Origin of the sequence: Geminocystis sp. CENA526 (assembly GCF_050753365.1) — a bacterium.
Taxonomy (GTDB): Bacteria; Cyanobacteriota; Cyanobacteriia; order Cyanobacteriales; family Cyanobacteriaceae; genus Geminocystis.
On sequence record NZ_JBLZFY010000038.1, the window covers coordinates 1 to 21,702 of the forward strand.

The window sequence follows — 21,702 nt, forward strand, 5'->3', positions numbered from 1 at the left end:
GGTAAGGAGATTTAAAGCTAGATGTCGAATTACAGCTAAATTTTCTGCACTATAACCCACACATCCTCTGAGATTATCTTCCCCAAAACCAACATCGAGAACCCAATGAAGTTAGATTAACTTTGTCTTTAATGCCTAAATATTCTAAGTTACGAAAGTGGGATATTTGAGCATCTCTGGAAGTTCCCCAAACATTATAACCTTTTTCTAATAATAGTTTAGCTAAATAAGCTCCGTCTTGTCCTGATATGCCACAAATTAAGGCGGTGTTCATTAGTTTCTTGAGTAACAATTAACTATCTTTTAAGTTATCCTATATCGGTGAGAGTTCGATCGAGCTTTTGGTTAATTTTTGTGACGATTTAAGGAAGCCAGTTTTCATCGAGGATTTGTTCAAGAGGTGCGTTGCCGAAGGCACCGCAGAAGCTCTCAGGCTTTTCGGGGAAGGTATTAAGAGGTAATCCCGAAGCATCGGAAGCTAATCTTCTTCCCTTCTGATAACACTCGTCAAAAATTTCTATCATATAAACTTTTAGACTCGGACTATCGATTAATTCTTCTTGTATTTGTTGACGAAAATTGCGAATTTCTCTTCTCCAATGATTTCGATTTCTTTCTAATTCAGATTCCCAATATGTTAATTTTAGTAAGTGTTCAATTAACTTTTTAAGAAGACTTTGAAGTTTTCTTTTCTCTTTTTTACTCAAATCTAATACCTCTTCAATTAAATTCTCCCACTCAACGGAATGGAAATCACGATTTTCTAGTTTTTTAACGGTTTCTAATATCCAAAGATTATAATCAGTATCGTATAAATTTGTTTGGTTTTTGATTAATTGGGCTACCATTACGACTACCTCCGATTATTTTGTTAGCTTATTATAAATTATTTTCATGGATTAGTTTCGGTTTGGTTCGGTTCGATCGAGTTTATGGGGTGGTTCGATCGAGTTTATGGGGTGGTTCGATCGAGTTTTATCTTTTTTTACCTCATTTAACTAACCATATTTAGCATTTTACTCTTAAGTTTATAGTTAAACCTAGTAAATTTAATACTTTAAAAACAAGAGACATTTCTGGCTTAGGATTATTAAGAAAATCTTTAAATATTTGGGTATCTAAGCGCTTTTGATTTACTATAACTACGTCTTCCAAAGCCGAGAGAAACAATGAAACTCCTCCTTCTTCGAGTGCGTCTTCCAAATAACCGATGACAAATTCTTTATCCATTAAATCATCTTTAAAAGTCTCGTAAAAATTTTTCAACTTCATTTCGATAATCCTCCCATAATTGAATTGCCTTTTTTATATCGCTTTGTTGAGTGCCTTTATCGCCTCCACCCTTATAATTTAAAAAAGATTTTACTATATTTAATCATTCATTTGAGTAATGATTTTATTATTAAACAGTAACAAGGTGAGCATTTAGCCCACCTTTTGATGATTTTATTAAAAAGTTAATGATTACTCAATGCCTTCGATGCGATCTTCCGCTTCTTGGTACAGTTGCTGTAATCGATCGATATTCTCCTCTGAGGTTTCCCAGTAACCACGCCCGTTAACTTCGAGTAAAGTGCTTACCATACGGCGGAATGAGTTGGGGTTTAAATCCATTAATCGTTTACACATTTCCTCATCTTGAATAAAGGTGGTGTTGGTGTCTTCATAAACCCAGTTATCCACAGCGTCGGCGGTGGCACTCCAGCCCATAGTATTTACAAGGCGTTTAGATAATTCCCTTACCCCTTCGTAGCCGTGAGATAACATACCTTCGTACCATTTGGGATTTAATAATTTGGTACGCGCATCTAAACGCACGGTTTCCGATAAGGTACGCACTTGAGCGTTAGCAGTGGTAGTGTCTGCGATATATGCAGATGGTTTTTTGCCGTCGTCGCGCAAACTTGCCACAACTTTGGTCGGATCAGAGTCGAAGTAGTGGGATACATCCGTTAAGCTAATCTCGGAAGAATCGAGGTTTTGGAAGGTTGCATCAGCAGTTTTCAAGGATTTCTCGAACATAGCTCGGTTTTCGTCCATTACTCCCGGATTATCGGAGTTGAAAGCAAAAGATTTACGGTTTAAGTACATATCCCGCAATTCTTGCTCTTCTTCCCAACTGCTATTTTCTACCGCTAGGTTAACGTTACTGGAATATGAACCAGAAGCATTAGAAAAGACACGGGTTGCCGCTTGACGTAAGTTAATGCCCATTTCTTCAGCCTGTGCTAAAGCGTGTTTACGAACGAAGTTCATCTCTAAAGGTTCGTCTGCTTCGGCGGCTTTCTTGACGGCTTGATCGAGTAAATTCATCTGATTGATGAATAAATCACGGAATACGCCCGAACAGTTAACCACTACGTCAATACGAGGTCTGCCTAATTCTTCTAAGGGAATTAATTCGAGTTTGTTGACGCGCCCTAAAGCATCAGGCACGGGTTTAACCCCAATCATCCACATAATTTGTGCCAATGATTCGCCATAGGTTTTGATGTTATCCGTTCCCCATAATACACAGGCGATCGTCTCTGGATAGTTTCCTCCGTTGTCGATCTTTTGACGCTCTAATAGTCTGTCCACAACGATTTTAGCGGATTGTACTGCCGCCAAAGTAGGGATTTTTTGAGGATCGAGGGCATGAATATTTTTACCAGTTGGCAATACATTGGGGTTGCGGATGGGATCGCCTCCGGGTCCGGGTAGTACATATTCTCCCTCAAGGGCTTTGAGTAATCCACCTAATTCATTATCGGCGCAAACTTGCTCTAAGCAAAATTCGAGGTATTCAAAGAGGGGTTTTAAGGCTTTTTCATCAACTTTGGTATAACCTAATTCGTGTAATTTGGCTACCCAAGGTTCTTTTTTGCCCATATTGAAGAAGTTGAGCTTGGAAACGAAGGAAACTCGCCCTTCTGCGTTGATTTGCTCCTCTACTAAGGCTCTTACTGCCGATCGAGTGGCTTCGGTGATGTTTTGTAATAATTCCACATCCGCTAAAACTCCTTTATCAGCATTGCGGTAAATTTCTTCAATTTTTCGATCGATACTATTAGCGATAATGGTAGTTAAGGCTAAAATACCCTCGTCTTCTCTGTCTAAACTAGCGATATTAACAAGGGTTGCGATCGCCTCCTCCGCAGTGGGAGGTTTACCGATAACGTGCAATCCGCAGGGTAACAAACGAGATTCAATTTCCATCAACTTGCGATACACTGAACCCACGATCTGATCTCGATCGTCCTGTGATAGAGTGCTAGAGTCGAATAAATCTGGTTCTTGCCCTTCAGGAGTAGCAATTTCGGGGATGTCTTTATCAAGGTTGCAAATACGAGCTTTGTCCACAATAGTATTGACAATTTGCACACCGCGCCCACTATCTTTTAAACTCTGATAAGAGCCGATTAACTCGCTTAATTCCTCTAAACCCTTGTAAAGTCCAGCATTTTCCGCAGGAGGGGTTAAATAAGAAATGGTGGCGGCATAACTACGGCGTTTCGCAATGGTTGCCTCACTGGGGTTGTTAGCGGCGTAGTAGTAAATATTGGGAATATTACCGATGAGGCTATCAGGGTAACAGTCTCCAGACATCCCCATTTGTTTACCCGGCATAAATTCTAATGAGCCGTGTGTTCCAAAATGCAATACAGCATCCACACCCCAAATTTTTTCAAGGTAGGTATAATAAGCGGCAAAACCGTGATGAGGAGAAGCCGATCGAGAGAAAAGTAATCTCATGGGATCGCCCTCGTAACCGAAGGTTGGTTGTACACCAATGAAGACATTACCAAACTCTTTACCGTAGATTAACAAATTTTGTCCATCGCTGTTAAGATGCCCCGGAGGTGCGCCCCAGTTTTCTTCTAATTTTTTGGAGTAGGGGGTTAAACGCTCGTATTCTTCCACACTCATGCGATAAGCAACGTTTAATTCGGGGCTAGAATATTGAGCTTGGGCATCGTGAATCACCATCTCCATCAATTCTTTGGCGGTTTCTGGCACGTCTTGCACGTCATAGCCGTTGTTTTTCATGCCCTTTAATACTTCGTGAATTGAGCCGAAAACGTCTAAATAAGCGGCTGTACCCACGTTTCCTTTATCGGGAGGGAAGCTAAAGACGGTAATCGCTAATTTTTTGTCAATTTTAGGCTTTTTGCGTAAATTTGTCCATTTTAAAGCGCGTCCTGCGATCGCCTCTACCCTGTCTTGTAAAGTGATCGATCGACCTGTATTACCATCACGCCCTGATAAAATGATAGGTTCGATCGCACCGTCTAACTCAGGGATAGCGATTTGTAGTGCTACTTGGATCGGATGCAAACCGAGATCGCTTTCTTCCCATTCTTCGGTAGTTTGGAATACCAACGGTAAAGCCACCATATAAGGGCGATTCAGACGTTTCAAGGATTCGATCGCCTTCGGATGATCTTGTCTTGCAGGACCGCCTACAAGGGCAAATCCCGTTAAAGATACTACAGCATCAACGATGGGTAACGGCTCAACTCCTGCGACTGCTTTATCTAAGAAATACTCATCAACGGGCTTGGAGAAGTCTAAACCTCCTGCAAAGATAGGGATAACACGAGCGCCACGATATTCAAATTCTTGTAACATTGCCACATAGTGGGCATCGTCACCAGTAACAAGGTGAGTACGTTGCAACACTAAACCAATGGTAGGTGCAAGAGGGTCTTTTAAGTCATCATTGATGTCATCACGGTTATTATACCAGTTAAGATATTCCTTGATGTCTTCAAACATTTTCGGGGCGAGGGGATGCCAAATACCCATATCTGGATACACTACTGGTTCGTTATATTCACGGTTGCTGAGTAGAGATTTTTCCCCAGTGAAAACGTATTTATCCGCTAACATCAAGAAGAAGTTTTCGAGGTTATCAGCGTTGCCTCCTAACCAATACTGAAAACTTAACATGAAGTTGCGTGCATCTTGGGCTTTCTCCACAGGGAGATATTTTAAAACGGTGGGTAGGGTGCGTAATAATTTGAGCATGGCATCTTCAAAACCTGCTCCATTTTTTTGTTTACGCTTCTTCATAAACTCCCCGATGACACTCTTACTCTGTCCAAGTTGTGCCATACTGAAAGTACCCATTTTATTGAGACGCATTACTTCAGGCATGGAGGGGAAAACCACCGCCGCATCAAGATTATCACGGTGAGGGGTAACGGCATCCACAACTTTTTGGGCTAAGTCTTCGATGAAAATAAGAGACGCAATGAAGATATTGGCTTCGGATACGTCTTTCTTAAATTCTTCGTAGTTTTCTGGACTTCGTAACTCCTCGATAAGATAACCACTTACTTCGATCGCCAAGTTGGGATTATGGGCGTTAATGGCTTTAACGGCGGCAGTGATAGAACTTTGATATTGTGCTTCTAACAACACATAAACCACCTTCATTAAAGCACGTCCTTGTAAATTTTCGGGTGCGATATGACGAACGGCGGATTTTACGTTTGTAAACATTAAGTTGTAAACTCCTGTTAAGTGAGATTATAAAAGAAATATGAAAAAGATAATGACAGTGTGCAAAAAACACTCTTTATTGTTTTTACCACGAAACTAGGCTCTTTTACCTAGTCTTACGTTAATCTTTACGGTAATCCGTAGTTTTTCTTTACATTCCTTTATAAAAAGTTCGATCGAGAAGTGGGAAGGTTTGATCTTTATACTCAGTAAAGTAATAAAAAATATTGATGTCTAATTAGAGTTTGGTGAATAAATCAGAAAACTATTAAAATCAAGCCTTGGAGCATCGTTAAATTAATTTAAAAGTGCTTAGTTTTAGGAATTTTTGCTCAAAAAACAGAGTAGTATTATACAGTTACAAAATCTGATCGCAAAAATCAAAACCATTAAAACCTTTGCCCTTTGCCCTACCCCCATCAAAAGACTTTTTCAGAGCCCCCTAATAAGGTTAAGTAATGTAACAATTCTTGCCAATCACCAATCTGATCACTTAAATTATAAAAAAGAAATATAACTATAAAGCGATAATAAGAAGATGACCGCAGTAGCAATTAAACCCATTAAGAAAACCGCCGTTAAAGAAACTCTTTTAACCCCTAGATTCTACACTACGGATTTTGATGCTATGGCAAATATGGATTTGTCTAGTCAAGAGGAAGAATTAAAGGCAATGATTGCAGAGATGAAAAATGACTATAATCGTCATCATTTCGTCAGAGACGAAGATTTTGAAAAAGACTGGAACAATATTGATGAAAAAACTCGTACTGCTTTTATTGACTTTTTAGAAAGGTCTTGTACTTCAGAGTTTTCGGGTTTTATTCTGTTTAAAGAATTATCTCGTCAATTGAAAGATCGTAACCCCATGTTAGCAGAGATTTTTCATTTAATGGCAAGGGATGAGGCACGTCATGCGGGTTTTATCAATAAGGCAATGAGTGATTTTAATATTTCCCTTGATTTAGGTTATCTCACAAAACATCGTGTTTATACTTTTTTTAAACCTGAATGGATTATTTACGCTGTTTATCTTTCCGAAAAAATCGGTTATTGGCGTTATATACTCATGTATCGTCATTTAGAACGTCATCCTCAATATCAGTTTTACCCTATTTTCAAAAAATTTGAGCATTGGTGTCAAGATGAAAGTCGTCACGGTGATATTTTCAATGCCTTACTTCGATCGCAATCTTCTATGTGGCAAGGTTGGAAAGCCAAATTATGGGCAAGATTTTTCTTATTATCTGTTTTTGCTACCCATACTTTAACCGTACACGAAAGAGCGGATTTTTATGAGTCTGTAGGTTTAGATGCTCAAGAGTACGATCGAGCCGTCACCAGAAACACAAACAATACATCAGCAAAAGCCTTTCCTGTTATTTTAGACACCGAACATCCCGACTTTTTTCCTCGTTTAGAAAGATGCTCTGATTATAATTTAGAGTTATCTAAAATTAGTGAAAGTAATGCCAGTTCGATCGTCAAATTTATGCGTAAACTCCCTTTACAAATCGCTATATTCTGGAATTTAATCTGTTTATATCTGATTAAACCCATTGAAACCGAACCATTAAGAGGCATTGCTCGATAAGTAGCAATTAGGTAATACCGAAATTCGTTTTTATTGAAAAGCTACAACCTATATACCTCAAAGGTTGTAGCCAAAATTGCTAGTGCAGATGATCGTAAATAACTTATCAGTTTATCAAAACAAAATTAATAATTTGATGTTATTTTTTGTCATAATTAAAAGCTCAATACACAATTAAAAGCCTTATGATATAAGGAATAGAGAGAAAGCCTTTGACGAGGATTGAACTCAAATTATATGTTAAAATCATTGCAAAATAAGGTTTTAACATTAATGATGTCTTACTCAGAAATAAAAAATGAGTAAGAATTGAGTAAATATGACAAACAAACAATATAAAGGATTTCAAGAAATTCTAGGTCATTATGAATTAATTAGAAAACAATCTCCAAAGGGAATTTCTATAAGTCGTAAAGAAAATAAATTATATTTGCAATTTAAGACAAGAAATAAACCACGAAGCACTTATGCTATCAACGAACCTTTTACCATTAGCGGTTTAAACCATGCTTTAGATAAGGCACTTTTAGTTACTGAAAAATTAAATAGCTATGAATCTGAGTCTGATTTTTGGGAATGGTTTGAAGAAAATATTAAACAAATAAATAAGAATACTATCAATGATTTTATTACCATTGAACAAGCAATTATCACGGTAAGAAAAGACTTTTTTAACAGCAAAGATAAACGAGGTCTCAAACGATTAGAAAGTTGTAAATCAGATTTAGATTCTTATGTAAGAGTAAATGAAATGTATTTTAATAAGTTGCCCGAAAATAAAATAATCAGTTATCAGATTCTATACGATACTTTATTTAGTTATTGTGATGATAAATATCAAAAAAAATTTCAAGATTGTTTAAGTGCTTTCATTCGATTATGTAAACTAAATAATTTGGATAAAATTTCTAAAAAGTTAGAAAAATTTAAAATAAGTAAGGATAAACAAATATCTGAGAAAAAAATAGAAATACAAGCTCCACTGACTTTATCTGAATTTTTATTGTTAAGAGAAAAAGTTATTAATACAAATAATTGCTATCAAGAAGAAAGAGAATTTTGGTTATGGATATTCAGTTTACAAATTATTTATGCTTTAAGATTAGGTGAGTTATTATCAATAAAAAATTTAGATACTAGCTATAAACCTTCGGAAGATAAAACGATAAAAAGTAATGATAATACTTTATTTAAAGCTATCTCTGATACAAAAAATAAATCTAATTATTTAGTTATTGGTGATTTTAGAGAAAATAAGGATAAAACTGCAAAAACTGGTTTTAAGATTTGCATACCATTAATACCTCCTGAATATCCAAATTTATTTGAACTATTAGAAATTAAACAAAACATCCCTAGATTTATTCATAGACTCAAAAATTATGAACGTCATATTCTAATTAATCATGCTAGACAAAATCTTGAAAATTGGACAAATAAGCATTTACACAAAAAAATTACTCAAACTCATACAAATAGAAGATTAGGTAATGCTAATGGTATAGCAATGGGATTACCTGATAGTTTAAGGGCAAAAACACTAGGACATAGCATTGATGTTAATTATCGCTATTACCAAAATTTTGATAGTCAATTAATTATAGATTTATTTGAATCATCAAAAAAACATAAACAACCGATACCTTTTCAATTGGCGGTTAAGTTAGTAGAACAAAAACTTCAAAATATACCTCAAGATGAAACAGACAAAATAAAACCTTTGATGTGGGAATTGCTGAAAGATATTTACCAAGTAGATTTACCTGATTATCTATTTTAAATTTTATTGAAAATCAAAAAAGTTACAGCAAAATAAACGTAAGTTGTCTGTTTTTACAATAAAAGTAACGTAAATACTAGAGTTTTAGAATTATATAATACACTTTAAAAGCTATATTTTATAAGACTTAAATCATAAACACAGACAAAAAACAGACAACTGCATTTGTAAATATGTTTAACGTTAATATTTAAAAAGCTTTCAGAAATTAATAAACACAGACAATTAAACAGACAAACACAGACATTTTTAAACTATTTCAAAAACCGCTTTTTATAAGCCTTCTAACTGTGTCTAACTATTTTCAACCCTTAAAGGTTTGAAAGTAGAGTGTGAACCTTTAAAAAACACCTTTTTACATCACGTCAACTTGCTCTTTACCCCTTAAGGGGTACGAAGTAATAATGAATGATTTTTAATCCTTTTTGTACAGAGGTATCTTAGTGGCTACCCCTTAAGGGGTACATCACAGACTTGCATAAGTCTGTGCAATAATCTTCCGTGCATATTTTGGGCTTAGGTGTTAGTATAAGTACCGAATATTTTTGATTATTCTGATAAGGTCTTAACCAAGTCTTTTATATCTGAGATTAATTGACCACTTCCGTTACTTCTATAGCCTTTTTCTTTACTCTCAATCTTGTCTAAAATATCCCTTAATTTCACTTCTAAGGGTGAATGATCAGATTTACCCATTAAGTATTCCTTAGCTAATTTTTCCAGCAATCCTGATACATTTCCAGTTGTTTTTAATTGCTCATAAATCTCATGGTCAATGGTGACGTTTAATCTCTTTTTAGGTAAATCACCTTGTAATCTATTATTAGGTTTTAATGCCTTGATAGAGTTCTCATTAACATTTTTCTTTAAATATCCCATAAGTCATTTATTGCATATATGCAATCAGATAATGTGCATATATAAATAATAGCATCTAATCAGTGAGTCTGTATTTGTAATCAGAGTAAAAATAGTATTATGTTTACTTTGTAAGTTTTGATTCTCTGATAGCTGATAAATAAAACGTTTAAGATATATACGTCTATTTTTGATGTAACTTTTATTATGCTTATGATTAATCAGTGAGTCTGTATATATGAGTAAATGAGCAAAATAAGGGCAAATTAGATGATATTTCATTTATTGAGGTTATTTTTAATTCTTAGGGTGTTTTGATATTACCCTATCTTTATTTTTAGGACTTCTTAAAATCGCTTCTAGGTATCGCAGAATTGATATTATGATTAATAGATAAAAATGTAGGGGTACAATAGCAAATTATGGGATATTTTAAGAAAAAAAGTATTAGGGGTGAAAATAAATATTATTGGGTGATCGCCAAAAGAGATTCTAAGAAGTTAGGGGGTACTGGTAAAGTCAAAACTATAGAATATTATTTAGGTGATTCATTAAATGATTTAAAATATCTATCATGGTATTTATGGAATGATGATCTTAAATTAGATGATGTTCTGAATAAATTAGTCATACTTAGGTTAAATGATTTTGATCTAAAAAACGACATCAATTATCAAATATCTAAAAAATATAAGCTAAGTTTTAGAAGTAATAAAGAATCTTATATTGATTTAAGAAAAAAATATTATCTAAACTTTAAAAACCTTACTCAGTCTTATATAGATATAATTATTAATAACTCTCAAGAATTTAATGATTCTCTAAGTGAAATAATAAAATGGTTAGAATTTTATAATCAAACTATTAAGGAGGCTAATAAATCAAAATTTCAAGATACTGATATATATTTTATTGAGTGTGATAATGCAAATAGTTTTTTTGAACATAGTCAATTTAAGTTAAAAAGTTTACTTAACAAAGTCCCAAAGACTCAAAGAGACATTGCTAAGGATCGTATTTGGGGATATTGCCTAAGAAAATGTCCATTAGAGAAATTAGACTTATAAATTAATCGCTCATTTTTGAGTATTCATTTTGAATAACAAGTAAAATTTACCTGTAAATTGGTTAGCAAGTTGTTATAAAGTTTATAACCTAAAATAGGATTGCAAAATGCTATAGCGTTACGCTAAAAACCTTATAAATACTAAGGAAAAAGGTACTTTTAATTAAGTAAATAGATAACTGAAACGCTATACTCTGACTAGAAAACCGCTTTACAACTTGCTAAGTCAGTGGTCAAAATTACTCGTCAAAATGCACAAAATTAATCGATTAGTTTTTGTGTCTTCTGAAAACTGGTTAGTTTGTATTTTGTGCTGATATAATGGTAAAAAGTACTTTATAAGAAAGGGAAAAAAAATGTTAACAATTAACAACTATAAAAAAACCCTTACTATGAAGGGTAAATACAAGCAATAATAATTTAAGGGATTGTTTAGCAGTCCCTTAACTGCTTTTTAGCTATAATATTTTTATGAGTGCGCCAAACACTCTTAATAGCAAATTAAAAATCTAATAAGTATATGATACCAAAAAATCAAGGTTTTTCCCTCAAAAAACTTTATAGTTTTGATCGTTTTGCAGTCTGCAAAAATAAAGAATACTATGAGAAGTCATGGCAAAAAGGCAAGTCTTATGACTATTGCCAAAAACAATTAAGCATCGGTAAAGCTAATGGTTATGGATTGTTAACAGGTGAATTTAACGGCTGTGGAATTGTTGCCATAGATTTTGATGGTGATAGTTCGGATCAGGTAGCTAAGGGTATTGGTTCATGGTTACTCAATCAAGATAGTCTGTGTTGGTCAAGTGGCAAAAAAGGACATTATCAGATTGCCTATCAGATACCCACTGAACATCTATCCTTATGGCAACATATCAGCAAACATGACTTAACCAAATATAAAAATTATTGTGCAATCAATGGTGATCATCTTGAAATCCGTTATCAAGGTTTTGCAAGTGTCTTACCACCATCGGTGCATCCTGAAACAGGTTATTACAAGTGGATTAAAGAAATACCTCCCCGTTGCCTATCAATTCAAGAATCTTATGATTTACTCAATACTTGTTTAGTTTTCATTAAGGATAATGACTTATCACCTCAAGATGAATTGAGGTTAATTGAAACCGCTTTATCCCATATTCCTAGCGATGATTACCATCAATGGGTAACAGTGGGTATGGCATTGTACAATCATGGTATTGATTTTGATATTTGGGATAAATGGTCAAGTTCTAGCAGTAAATATGATGGTAAGGGATTAGAGAAAAAATGGGATAGTTTTAAAGGTTATAAAGTTAGTATTGGTACATTATTTTACCTTGCTAAAAATAATGGTTTTAATCAGTCTCAATGGATGAGAGAAAACCTTAAAAGAAACGTTAAAGTACTGTCAAAAACTTATGAACAATCAAGGGATGATATTAATGAAAATAACGTCCCTTTTTTGTTTGAACAATTAGTTAATAAGTTAGCACAATCTCATGTTACAGAATCTCAAAAATACTTAGAAATAGGTCAATTCTGTTCACAGTATAAAGTATCTCCTAACTCACTTGTTACAGCGATTAATGCAAAAATAGAAAGGGAAAATAAAACCATTGAATTAGACAATATTAAATCTAATTTAGATGACTTAATTAATGTACCTAATGAACCTTTAGACTTAAGCTATATTTTAGGAGATTACATAGCAGATATTATTAAAGAATCAGCTCAAGAAATACCTACTAATCCTGATGCTATAGTCACGATATTATTACCAGTTTTAGCATCGGTTATCGGTACAAGGTCAAGAATAATTGTTAATCCTAATACTCGTTATATTGTGCCTTTTATTATCCGTTCTATGATTGTGGCAAGAAGTGGCAATAAAAAATCACCTACTGCAAGATTAGCAGTTGATCCTTTACAAGATTTAAACATTGAAGAACATAAGAAGTATAAAAAAGCCTTACAGTTATGGACTCAATCAGATGATACAGACACTCCTAAACCAGTACAAAAACGCTATATTACTCAAGATAGTACTTTTGATGGTCTAATCAAAGTTCATTCAGAAAATTTACAAGGGTTCTTATGTTATGTTGATGAACTAGCAGGGTATTTCAAAAGAATGAATAAATTTTATAATGGTGATGACATTCAGAGAGATTTAGAACTTTATGAAGGTAAAGCACTAATTAAAACCCGTGCTAGTGAAGATAATAATATTTTCCTTGAAAGAACCGCTATTAGCATTACTGGAACTATTCAAGAAGTGGCATTAAAACAAATTTTGAGTGATGAAAATGATTTAACTGGTATTAGTGCAAGGTGGATTATTTGGGGCGGTAAAATGCCATTAGGTAAACTGACTCAAAGAAATGAAAATAACACTACTTTTTCGGATGTTGTCAGTGACATTATCAATAACTTATTAGATATGAATATTGATAGTGATTTACTGATAGATGATAAAGCCTATGAAATGTTCAGACAGTGGCAACATGGAATTATGGATAGTTTACAAGATTTATCCTTACCACAATTAGAAAATAAACATAGCAAAATTGAGAGTGATGTAATTAAGTTTGCTGGTATTTTACACTATCTGTATAATCTGATTAATCCTAATCTAATCAATAATCCTATCGTTATCAACTCTGAGATTATGGCACGGGCAATAACATTAGGGAATTATTATTTGAGACATTTTGCTTATATTGTCACCAAATGCCAAGAAAATTTACTGAATAGTCAACTGCTAAAAATCCTTGAGTTAGTACAGAAAAAAGGTGAAATTACAGCATCAATGGTAAGGGATTATATCAGAGAGTTTAAAACCGTTCCCATAACTGAGATTAACGAGTTACTGTTATCCCTTGTGGAATTGGGTAAAGCTCAACAAATACCCACTAAAAAGGGTTTCAAAATCAAAGTAATGTAATCTATTTTTACTATGTATTAAAAATTATTGAAACATAGTTTATCTAAAAATCTGCAAAAACTAAAAACAGACAGATTGTCTGTGTTTACAAAAGATGCTTTTAACTCTTTTATCGTAAGGGTTTTAAGCATTCTTATTTTTTAGGTGTCTGTTTTTGTGTCTGTGTTTTGGAATCTTTATCCGATAAGGATTTAAGCCATTATTACAACGTAATCACAGACAAAACAGACAAAACTAGACAGAATATGATCCTTTTTCTTGATTTGAAGATAAATGTTTGTGTTTACATTTCACTTTAACAACATATTGACAGAATAATTAATTGATAAATGTACAATACTGAATCCAAAACGTATTAAATGACACTTACAAAAATATCTTTTATCAATTTTGAGTAAGAATTGAGTAAGATTTTGAGATTCAAGACTCAAGAAACAATTAAAAGCCTTATGGTATAAGGAATAGAGAGAAAGCCTTTGACGAGGATTGAACTCGTGACCTCACCCTTACCAAGGGTGTGCTCTACCACTGAGCTACAAAGGCGATGGGCCGAGCTGGATTTGAACCAGCGTAGGCATAGCCAGCGGATTTACAGTCCGCCCCCATTAACCACTCGGGCATCGACCCGTTTGTTTTCACATTTAATTATTATATCTAACTTTTTCTCAAAATGCCACTAATTTTTCAATTTTTTTGAAGATTCAATTTTTATAGAAAGTTTTAACAATTCACCACTAGGATTTAATGGATAATGGAATGTAGTAAATAGATTCAATTAAATTATGAGTAAATTACGCAATATTCTTATCGGTGCAGGTATCGCTACAGTGGGTGCGATCGGAGTAAAAAAGGCTGTGGACTATTTTCAGGAGAAAAAACAAGAAGAGGCGGTTAGTCAATTGCCAGAGGATGCTTCTATTTCTAATCCTCAAGAGGAAGTAGCTTTTGCTGTAGTTGAGTCTAATTCTGTGCAAGATTTTCTCGATAAGACTTTTGGTACTGTAGGACGTTATCAACCTAATCGATCGCCGAAAATCTTTGAGTATCAAGACAAGGATTATATGGTAATTTGGGCTTATGATCAACAACAATCGAAAAATCAGATGCTCGTTTTTCTTTATACTGATAAAGGACGAGAAATGATTGGTAGTGTTGGTTATACTGCTTCTAAGACTGATTATCGTTTAAATATGCAAAATACTCCTTTTGCTGTGGCTGTTAATGGCAAAAAACTACAGTCTGGAGAGGGGGAAACTTCTGGAACTAATGATGTTGATTTTGTTTTGGCTTAATTTATTCAGTAGGTGATGTTTTGTTGGGTTACACTATCGCTAACCCAACCTACATTTATGAAATACAATTATGAAAAAAGTCTAAGAGTTAACTGGTTGTCCAATACGAGGTTCTGTTCCTGCTAAAATTCGATCGATATTACTACGGTGACGAATTATGACATAACTGGCGGCAATAATGGCAAAACCAATATAAGGCATGGTGGGTAAGAAAATCCACATCAAAATATTAACACCGATCGAAGCGGAAATAGAACTAATTGACACAATTTTAGTGATGGCTAACACGGTTAAAAATACCGCAAAAGTACCTAACCCCACATAGGGATTCATCGTCAATAAAATTCCTAAACTGATGGCTGCTGATTTTCCTCCTGCAAAGTTTAACCAAATCGATTTACTATGCCCAATCACTGCTATTAAAGCACATATCGCAATTAACCAATCTTGCCATTGGGGAGGTAATATCTCACTATAGTTATACAGCAGTTTGACCGCTAATACTGCTAATACTCCTTTAAGCATATCAATAACTAACACTGCGATCGCAGCCCCTTTACCGACATTTCTAAGTACATTTGTCGCACCTGTTGAACCTGAACCCATTTCTCGAATATCAATACCTTTTAGCATACGCGCTAGTATATACCCTGTGGGAATTGAACCGAGTAAATAAGCAATTAAAATAAGGCTAATACTAATTAATAAGGAAGTAGTCATAAATGGTGAATAATAAATAGTTAATAAAAATTCATTGTTAACTGTCAATCATAGATGAAAGCATTATTTTTAGATAGGGATGGGGTGGTAATAGAATATATCCCTTATCTTAGTAAGCCTGAACAAGTAAAAATTCCCGATGGTGCGATCGAAGCGCTTAAATTATGGCAAGATCAAGGTTATCGTTTAGTTATTGTCACTAATCAATCGGGCATTAGTCGAGGTTATTTTACTTATGATGATGTCATGGCTATTCATCAAAGAATTTTAGAAGAATATGGTCAATTCGGAGTACAATTTGCAGATATTTTAATGTGTCCTCATCAACCTGCTGATAATTGTCATTGTCGTAAGCCTTCTCCTTATCTTTTAGAGACTTATAGTCAACATCATCATATTGATTTAGCTCGATCGTACTTTATTGGCGATGCTCCTAGTGATATAGAATGTGCTATAAATGCGCAATGTCAACCCGTATTAGTGTTAACGGGTAGAGGAAAAGAAACCAAGCAACATCTATCTATAGTCAGTCAGGAAATAATAGATAATGATGAAGGTGGGCAAAAAGCCAAAGGCAATAGGCAACAGGAGTTTTTGAAACAGTCAAATTATGCCTTTGTTAAATATAACGATGCTATATCTATCCCTATTTTTGATTGTCTTTTAGAAACCGTAAAATTAATTAGAGTCTGCTGAAAAAGTATTTTGATGAAGAGAGGGAAAAGGGAAAAGGGAAAAGGGAAGAGTGAATAAATGACAAAAATCAAGGTTTTGAGGCTTTGTATCAACGTATAATTACAAAGTTGTTTTAAATAAAATTTAGTAAAAAATGCTCAGTTTTTCAGTAAAAATTGTGAAAATTGAACACTTTTCAGTTGATGTAGTATGTCAAAACCGTTGATTTTAATAGTCTTCTGATTTATTCAGCAAACCCTACCTAGTTTTTGAGTCAAAATTATCAAAAAGACACACTTTTTTATTAATTTCAAGATGCCCCAAGCCTTGATTTTTATAGCTTTCTGATTTATTCAGCAGACCCTAATTAAAAAAATATATTGAGAATTATTAGCAATAACCTTTATAATGGGTAATATTAAGTTTGAGTAAATCTCATTAATTATTACGAATTGAAACAAAAAACAACAAAAATTGAAGGATTTTTCAGTTTTATCTTGGTAAATTGTTAATTTTGCTAATAAACTTAAACTAGCAATAATATATTGTTACACTTAGTAAAGAAAATTTAAAATATAAAATATTAATATCATGGGTCGTACAGGAGTATTATTATTGAATTTAGGTGGTCCAGAAAAATTAGAGGATGTACGTCCTTTTCTATATAATTTATTCTCAGATCCCGAAATCATCCGTTTACCTTTTCCTTGGCTACAAAAACCCCTTGCTTGGTTAATTTCTACCCTGCGCAGTAAAAAATCTGAAGCGAATTATATGGAAATAGGGGGAGGTTCGCCTTTATTACAAATTACCGAAGCTCAAGCTCAAGCCTTACAATCTAAGTTATCAGAACAGGGTATCGATATTCAAGTTTATGTGGGAATGCGTTATTGGCATCCTTTTACCGAAGAAGCGATCGAACAGATTAAAAAGGATAATATTGAAAAATTAGTTATCTTACCCTTATATCCGCAATTTTCCATTAGTACCAGTGGTTCAAGTTTTCGGGTATTGGAAGAAATGTGGAAAACTGATCCTCATCTCAAAAATGTGGAATATACTTTGATACCCTCATGGCATAATCATCAAGGTTATTTACAAGCCATGGCGGACTTGATTAGGCAGGAATTACAACAATTTGCTAACCCTGATGGGGTACATATCTTCTTCAGTGCGCATGGTGTACCCAAAACCTATGTTACCGAAGCGGGTGATCCGTATCAAGTGGAAATCGAAGAATGTACAGAATTGATTATGAAAACCCTTAATACTGGTAATCCTTATACTTTAGCTTATCAAAGTAAAGTCGGTCCTGTGGAATGGTTAAAACCTTACACAGAAGACGCATTGCATGAGTTAGGGGAACAAAACATCAAAGATTTGTTAGTTGTACCTATTAGCTTTGTCTCTGAACATATCGAGACATTACAAGAAATCGATCTTGAATATAGGGAAGTCGCCGAAGAAGTGGGTATTAGTAACTTTAAACGAGTACCTGCCTTAAATACTCATCCAATGTTTATCGAGGCTTTAAGCAACTTAACAACTCAAGCCTTAGAAAAAACTCCTTTACGTTTTGATGAAGTGACACATCCTAAGAAAAATATGAAGATGTATCCTCAAGAAAAATGGGAATGGGGTTTAACCAGTGCGGCGGAAGTGTGGAATGGGCGATTAGCTATGTTAGGATTTTTAGCTTTAGTGGTAGAAATCATTAGTGGTCATGGTCCTTTACACCTTGTCGGCATTTTGTAACTAAAATTTGCTTGAGATAATGTAGGGGTTGAACACTGTTCAACCCGTCAACACTTGTATTAATCGAAATAGACATTCAATTGTTCAAAAAATTTCGATCGAACCGAGAAAAAAGTCCAAATTCTGATATATTCAAAAGGGATAGAACGCTATCTTAAAATGTGTGCTATCAACAAATTTTAAATCAAAATATATATATACGGAGAAACATAGTGTTAAATAAACTTTTTGGCAAGAAAAAATCTCAAGACTACTTTTTTGAAGCACCAGCAACCCCTGAAACCGTTGCCAGTGAAGAAACAACTACCGAAACTTCTGAAACTGCCACTTCTGAAGAAGCAAAATCTGCTCCCGTTGCCGTTAAATCTGCTAATGTAAGTTATGATGTGCCTGATTGGGTAAAAGCGATTAAAAACTACTCTAATCAAAATAATGGTAGTACTTCCGTTAGCGAAACCAACAATTATGCAGGTAAATACGTTACTAATAATGTACCTCAATCTCGTCGTCGCCCCGGTCCTAGTTTAGCCGGTTTTAAAGCTATGGCTTCTCAAATCGGAAAATAATTTTTTATTCCTGTTTTTGTGTCTTCATTAAACATCTTTAAAATTCTTACAATAAGAGTTAAAAGTCTTTGAGGGTTGAATGATATTCAACCCCTATGATTCTATGCAAAATCTTTTTTTCTTATAATTTTTTATACTTAATTTTATTTTAAAATGTCTGATAATTATGAACAAATAACTCTGAAAGATTTAGAGTTTATATCCTATATTGATGAAAACGGTACTATAAATGATAATTTAGAGGGCGTAATTGGAATTTATGCAATTTTCAATCAAGATAAAATTTTGCAATATATAGGTTATTCTCGCAGTCTTTTAATCAGTTTAAAACAACATTTAGTTAGACAACCTCATCAGTGTTATTGGTTTAAATTTTACCAGATCGATCGAGCTAACCGCACTGTATTAGAACAAATTCGCCGTAATTGGTTAGAAGAAAATGGAGAATTACCAAAAGGGAATAGTGACGAAGAAAATTTGTGGACTCAAGCCATTGATGCTAAATTAACTATGACAGAAGATGATAAATTAGCATATCAAAATAGCGATGAATTAGGCAAAATTAAGTTATTGAAAAAAGTTGCTAGAAGATTGGAAGAAGAAATAAAAACCACTTTAGAAAATCGTCAAGTAAAGATGGAAATTCGCTTTAATCCTAAACTCAAAGAAGAAGGTTTATTAGATTTAAAATAAAATTGAGAATTAAAGTCAAAGTCTATTACTCAAGTTTGACCATAGCTTGATATGATTTATTAAATATTATTTAATATTTCTTAAAAGTTAATCTGTATTATATATTTTTATGATTAAAATTAGTAAAAAGAGTTTTAGTAGTCATGGGCAAAAATTGCTACTTTTACTCGGTATCCTTTCAACTTCTCCCGTTTTTGCTCAAAATATCCCCTCTACACATAATCTGAACTCTATACCCCCTCAATCTCAAAATATCTACGCTTCTCGTAATAATAAGCCCATTTCTCAAAAGGAAATTCAGCAAATGGTGCAGGAATTAGAAGATTTAATTTATCGGGTAGAAAGCACTTTCATCATGGCGGAAGCGAAAGCTCATAAATATACACAGCCCATGACTGCCGTTGCGGATTATGTGCTGAAAAACCCTCCTAAGTCTAACTCTCGCACAAAAGACAATAAAATTACTCCCCGTTATGGCAATAACTCCACCTATCAAGCTCTTACTAATGCTAAACTGGTGGTTCAAGATTTTCCTACTTTAGCTTTACAAGATTTTGGGAATGCGAGACAACTGTGGATGGATGCTAGACGTGAACTTTGGAATAATTATCCCCTCGATCGACATTTTGCACAACCCGAAGTGCGCGCCATCTGGTTAGATAGAGGTACGATCGTCAAGGCTAAATCGAAGGAAGATTTAAAACCACTGTTCGATCGAATGGCAGAATCGGGCATCAATACGGTATTTTTTGAGACAGTCAACGCCAGTTATCCCATATATCCTAGTAGAGTCGCTCCCGAACAAAATCCCATGACCAAAGGATGGGACCCTCTCCAAGCATCGATCGAATTAGCCCATGAAAGGGGTATAGAATTACACGCTTGGGCGTGGATATTTGCGGCGGCGAATCAAGGACATAATCGCATTTTAGGGCAAGATGAGAACTATTTAGGACCTGTATTGTCACGAAATCCTAGTTGGGTATTAAAAGATAAACAAGGGCAAGTCTTTAACCGCACCCCCGGCTTTAAAAAAGCCTTTTTTGATCCTGCCAATCCTCAAGCCAGAGCCTATATCCTGAAATTATTAGAAGAAATTGCCACTAATTATAATGTAGATGGCATTCAATTGGATTACATTCGTTATCCTTTTCAAGATACTATGACTCGACAACAATTTGGTTATACCGATGTTAGTCGTGCCTTATTCAGAGAAAACTACGGAATTGATCCCATGACATTAACTCCTTCTTCCCCTGCATGGAGTCAATGGACTGCATTTCGCATCAAACAAGTTAATAGTTTTGTCGCTGAAGCATCGCAACGGCTTAAACAAAAACGCCCTGAGTTAGTCATTTCCACGGCTGTATTTCCTATGGAACGACGAGAACGTCTTAACACCTTACAACAGCATTGGGAAGAATGGATTTATAGTGAGTGGGTGGACATGATGGTATTAATGACTTATGCCTTATATACGGGAAGTTTTGAAGAGCGTAATCAAGGGGTATATGAGTTTTCTCATCGTAATCCTAGTTTAATTATCCCCGGTATTCGTTTATTGAATTTGCCTAATTCCGAAGCCTTTGATCAATTACAATCTATTCGCAATATGCCTTCTGGTGGTTTTGCTTTATTTGCCGCCGAAAATTTTAATACCGAATTACAAGCAATGTTTAAGACGACTCAAGGCATTCCCCAAGAAGTAACCGAACCTTTACCCCATCGTCAACCTTTCCAAAGTGCTTTAGTTCGTTATCAGGCACTACAAAAAGAGTGGAATTTTATGTTAATGAATCATCAAATTTCGATCGAACCTCGTGCGCTCAAGGAATGGGCAAGTCAAGCGGATAAACTACACGATCGACTCAAACAGTTAGAGCAAAATCCTAGCCCCGAAAATTTAGCCACCGCAGAAACAGAGTTGTCTTCTTTAAAAATGAGACTACCTCAATACTTAGGGCAACACAAAAAGCAAAATCAACCCCAAGTACAAACATGGCAAAATCGTTTAATTATCATCGATAATTTATTAAAATACGGACAAAGAACTGTTATTGCAAATCGATCGAACAATCAACAATTAACAAAAATTGAAAATTGAAAAATACACTCGAATTCGATCGATAACTGAAATAAAGAATCAATAATGTAGGGGTTTAATATATTAAACCCACCCCATCAAAAAACTATAAATAAGGTTTAGGTTTACTCAATAAATTTGAAGATGATTAAGATTAAGGGGTTGACGGGTTGAACGGTGTTCAACCCCTACGTTAACAAAATG

The 21,702-nt window shown here is 34.4% G+C and carries 16 protein-coding genes, 2 tRNA genes and 1 pseudogene; 11 read left to right on the forward strand and 8 right to left on the reverse strand.

The genetic code is table 11. The features are described 5' to 3' along the window. Positions 1–103: 103 nt before the first annotated feature. Positions 104–274 (reverse strand): annotated as a pseudogene (locus ACN4EE_RS11780) (GDP-mannose 4,6-dehydratase); the annotation flags it as partial. A gap of 88 nt (positions 275–362) precedes the next feature. Beyond that, a complete protein-coding gene (locus tag ACN4EE_RS11785) occupies positions 363–848 on the reverse strand; it encodes a DUF29 domain-containing protein (RefSeq protein ID WP_431706641.1) in 486 nt (161 codons plus the stop codon). A gap of 20 nt (positions 849–868) precedes the next feature. Between ACN4EE_RS11785 and ACN4EE_RS11790 the strand changes: the two genes are divergently transcribed. Continuing rightward, the gene (locus tag ACN4EE_RS11790; RefSeq protein ID WP_431706642.1) at positions 869–1,012 is read left to right on the forward strand and encodes a hypothetical protein; all 144 of its coding nucleotides are present in this window, start codon (positions 869–871) and stop codon (positions 1,010–1,012) included. Here the strand turns inward: ACN4EE_RS11790 and ACN4EE_RS11795 are convergent. Both ACN4EE_RS11795 and ACN4EE_RS11800 read right to left on the reverse strand, forming a co-directional pair. Continuing rightward, a complete protein-coding gene (locus ACN4EE_RS11795; protein WP_431706643.1) occupies positions 1,009–1,272 on the reverse strand; it encodes a transcriptional regulator in 264 nt (87 codons plus the stop codon). The two genes, ACN4EE_RS11790 and ACN4EE_RS11795, sit on opposite strands and share 4 nt — an antisense overlap. Before the next feature lie 192 nt (positions 1,273–1,464). Beyond that, a complete protein-coding gene (locus tag ACN4EE_RS11800) occupies positions 1,465–5,487 on the reverse strand; it encodes a magnesium chelatase subunit H (RefSeq protein WP_431706644.1) in 4,023 nt (1,340 codons plus the stop codon). Between the two features lie 538 nt (positions 5,488–6,025). On the opposite strand from ACN4EE_RS11800, the gene acsF reads away from it, so the two are divergent. Then, entirely contained in the window at positions 6,026–7,081 is a 1,056-nt protein-coding gene (acsF, locus tag ACN4EE_RS11805; protein WP_431706645.1) for a magnesium-protoporphyrin IX monomethyl ester (oxidative) cyclase, read from the forward strand. 319 nt (positions 7,082–7,400) lie between these two features. Continuing rightward, entirely contained in the window at positions 7,401–8,861 is a 1,461-nt protein-coding gene (locus tag ACN4EE_RS11810; RefSeq protein ID WP_431706646.1) for a site-specific integrase, read from the forward strand. A 549-nt stretch (positions 8,862–9,410) separates the two neighbouring features. On the opposite strand, the gene ACN4EE_RS11815 is transcribed toward ACN4EE_RS11810, so the two are convergent. Next, the gene (locus ACN4EE_RS11815) at positions 9,411–9,740 is read right to left on the reverse strand and encodes a type II toxin-antitoxin system CcdA family antitoxin (RefSeq protein WP_431706647.1); all 330 of its coding nucleotides are present in this window, start codon (positions 9,738–9,740) and stop codon (positions 9,411–9,413) included. Positions 9,741–10,141: 401 nt separating this feature from the next. On the opposite strand from ACN4EE_RS11815, the gene ACN4EE_RS11820 reads away from it, so the two are divergent. Both ACN4EE_RS11820 and ACN4EE_RS11825 read left to right on the forward strand, forming a co-directional pair. After that, positions 10,142–10,786 (forward strand): hypothetical protein, encoded by a 645-nt coding sequence (locus tag ACN4EE_RS11820; RefSeq protein ID WP_431706648.1) that lies wholly within the window; start codon positions 10,142–10,144, stop codon positions 10,784–10,786. Positions 10,787–11,305: 519 nt separating this feature from the next. Then, complete coding sequence (locus tag ACN4EE_RS11825; protein WP_431706649.1) at positions 11,306–13,714, forward strand: DUF3987 domain-containing protein; 2,409 nt, start codon at positions 11,306–11,308, stop codon at positions 13,712–13,714. A gap of 471 nt (positions 13,715–14,185) precedes the next feature. Here the strand turns inward: ACN4EE_RS11825 and ACN4EE_RS11830 are convergent. Next, a tRNA-Thr gene (locus tag ACN4EE_RS11830) sits at positions 14,186–14,257 on the reverse strand. Positions 14,258–14,259: 2 nt separating this feature from the next. Then, a tRNA-Tyr gene (locus ACN4EE_RS11835) sits at positions 14,260–14,341 on the reverse strand. Between the two features lie 155 nt (positions 14,342–14,496). Between ACN4EE_RS11835 and ACN4EE_RS11840 the strand changes: the two genes are divergently transcribed. Beyond that, complete coding sequence (locus tag ACN4EE_RS11840) at positions 14,497–15,006, forward strand: hypothetical protein (protein WP_431706650.1); 510 nt, start codon at positions 14,497–14,499, stop codon at positions 15,004–15,006. 81 nt (positions 15,007–15,087) lie between these two features. Here ACN4EE_RS11840 and plsY read toward each other — a convergent pair whose 3' ends face one another. Then, complete coding sequence (plsY, locus tag ACN4EE_RS11845; protein WP_431706651.1) at positions 15,088–15,726, reverse strand: glycerol-3-phosphate 1-O-acyltransferase PlsY; 639 nt, start codon at positions 15,724–15,726, stop codon at positions 15,088–15,090. Between the two features lie 54 nt (positions 15,727–15,780). Here plsY and ACN4EE_RS11850 point away from each other — a divergent pair, with 54 nt between their 5' ends. From ACN4EE_RS11850 to ACN4EE_RS11870, 5 genes are all read left to right on the forward strand, one after another. Next, on the forward strand, positions 15,781–16,422 hold the full coding sequence (locus ACN4EE_RS11850) for a D-glycero-alpha-D-manno-heptose-1,7-bisphosphate 7-phosphatase (RefSeq protein ID WP_431706652.1): 642 nt from the start codon (positions 15,781–15,783) through the stop codon (positions 16,420–16,422). A 570-nt stretch (positions 16,423–16,992) separates the two neighbouring features. Next, positions 16,993–18,156, forward strand: a complete 1,164-nt coding sequence (gene hemH, locus ACN4EE_RS11855) for a ferrochelatase (protein ID WP_431706653.1) — start codon at positions 16,993–16,995, stop codon at positions 18,154–18,156. 212 nt (positions 18,157–18,368) lie between these two features. Further along, a complete protein-coding gene (locus tag ACN4EE_RS11860; protein ID WP_431706654.1) occupies positions 18,369–18,722 on the forward strand; it encodes a hypothetical protein in 354 nt (117 codons plus the stop codon). A 153-nt stretch (positions 18,723–18,875) separates the two neighbouring features. After that, a complete protein-coding gene (locus tag ACN4EE_RS11865) occupies positions 18,876–19,415 on the forward strand; it encodes a GIY-YIG nuclease family protein (RefSeq protein ID WP_431706655.1) in 540 nt (179 codons plus the stop codon). Between the two features lie 109 nt (positions 19,416–19,524). Next, positions 19,525–21,519 (forward strand): glycoside hydrolase family 10 protein, encoded by a 1,995-nt coding sequence (locus ACN4EE_RS11870; protein ID WP_431706656.1) that lies wholly within the window; start codon positions 19,525–19,527, stop codon positions 21,517–21,519. Positions 21,520–21,702 lie beyond the last annotated feature (183 nt).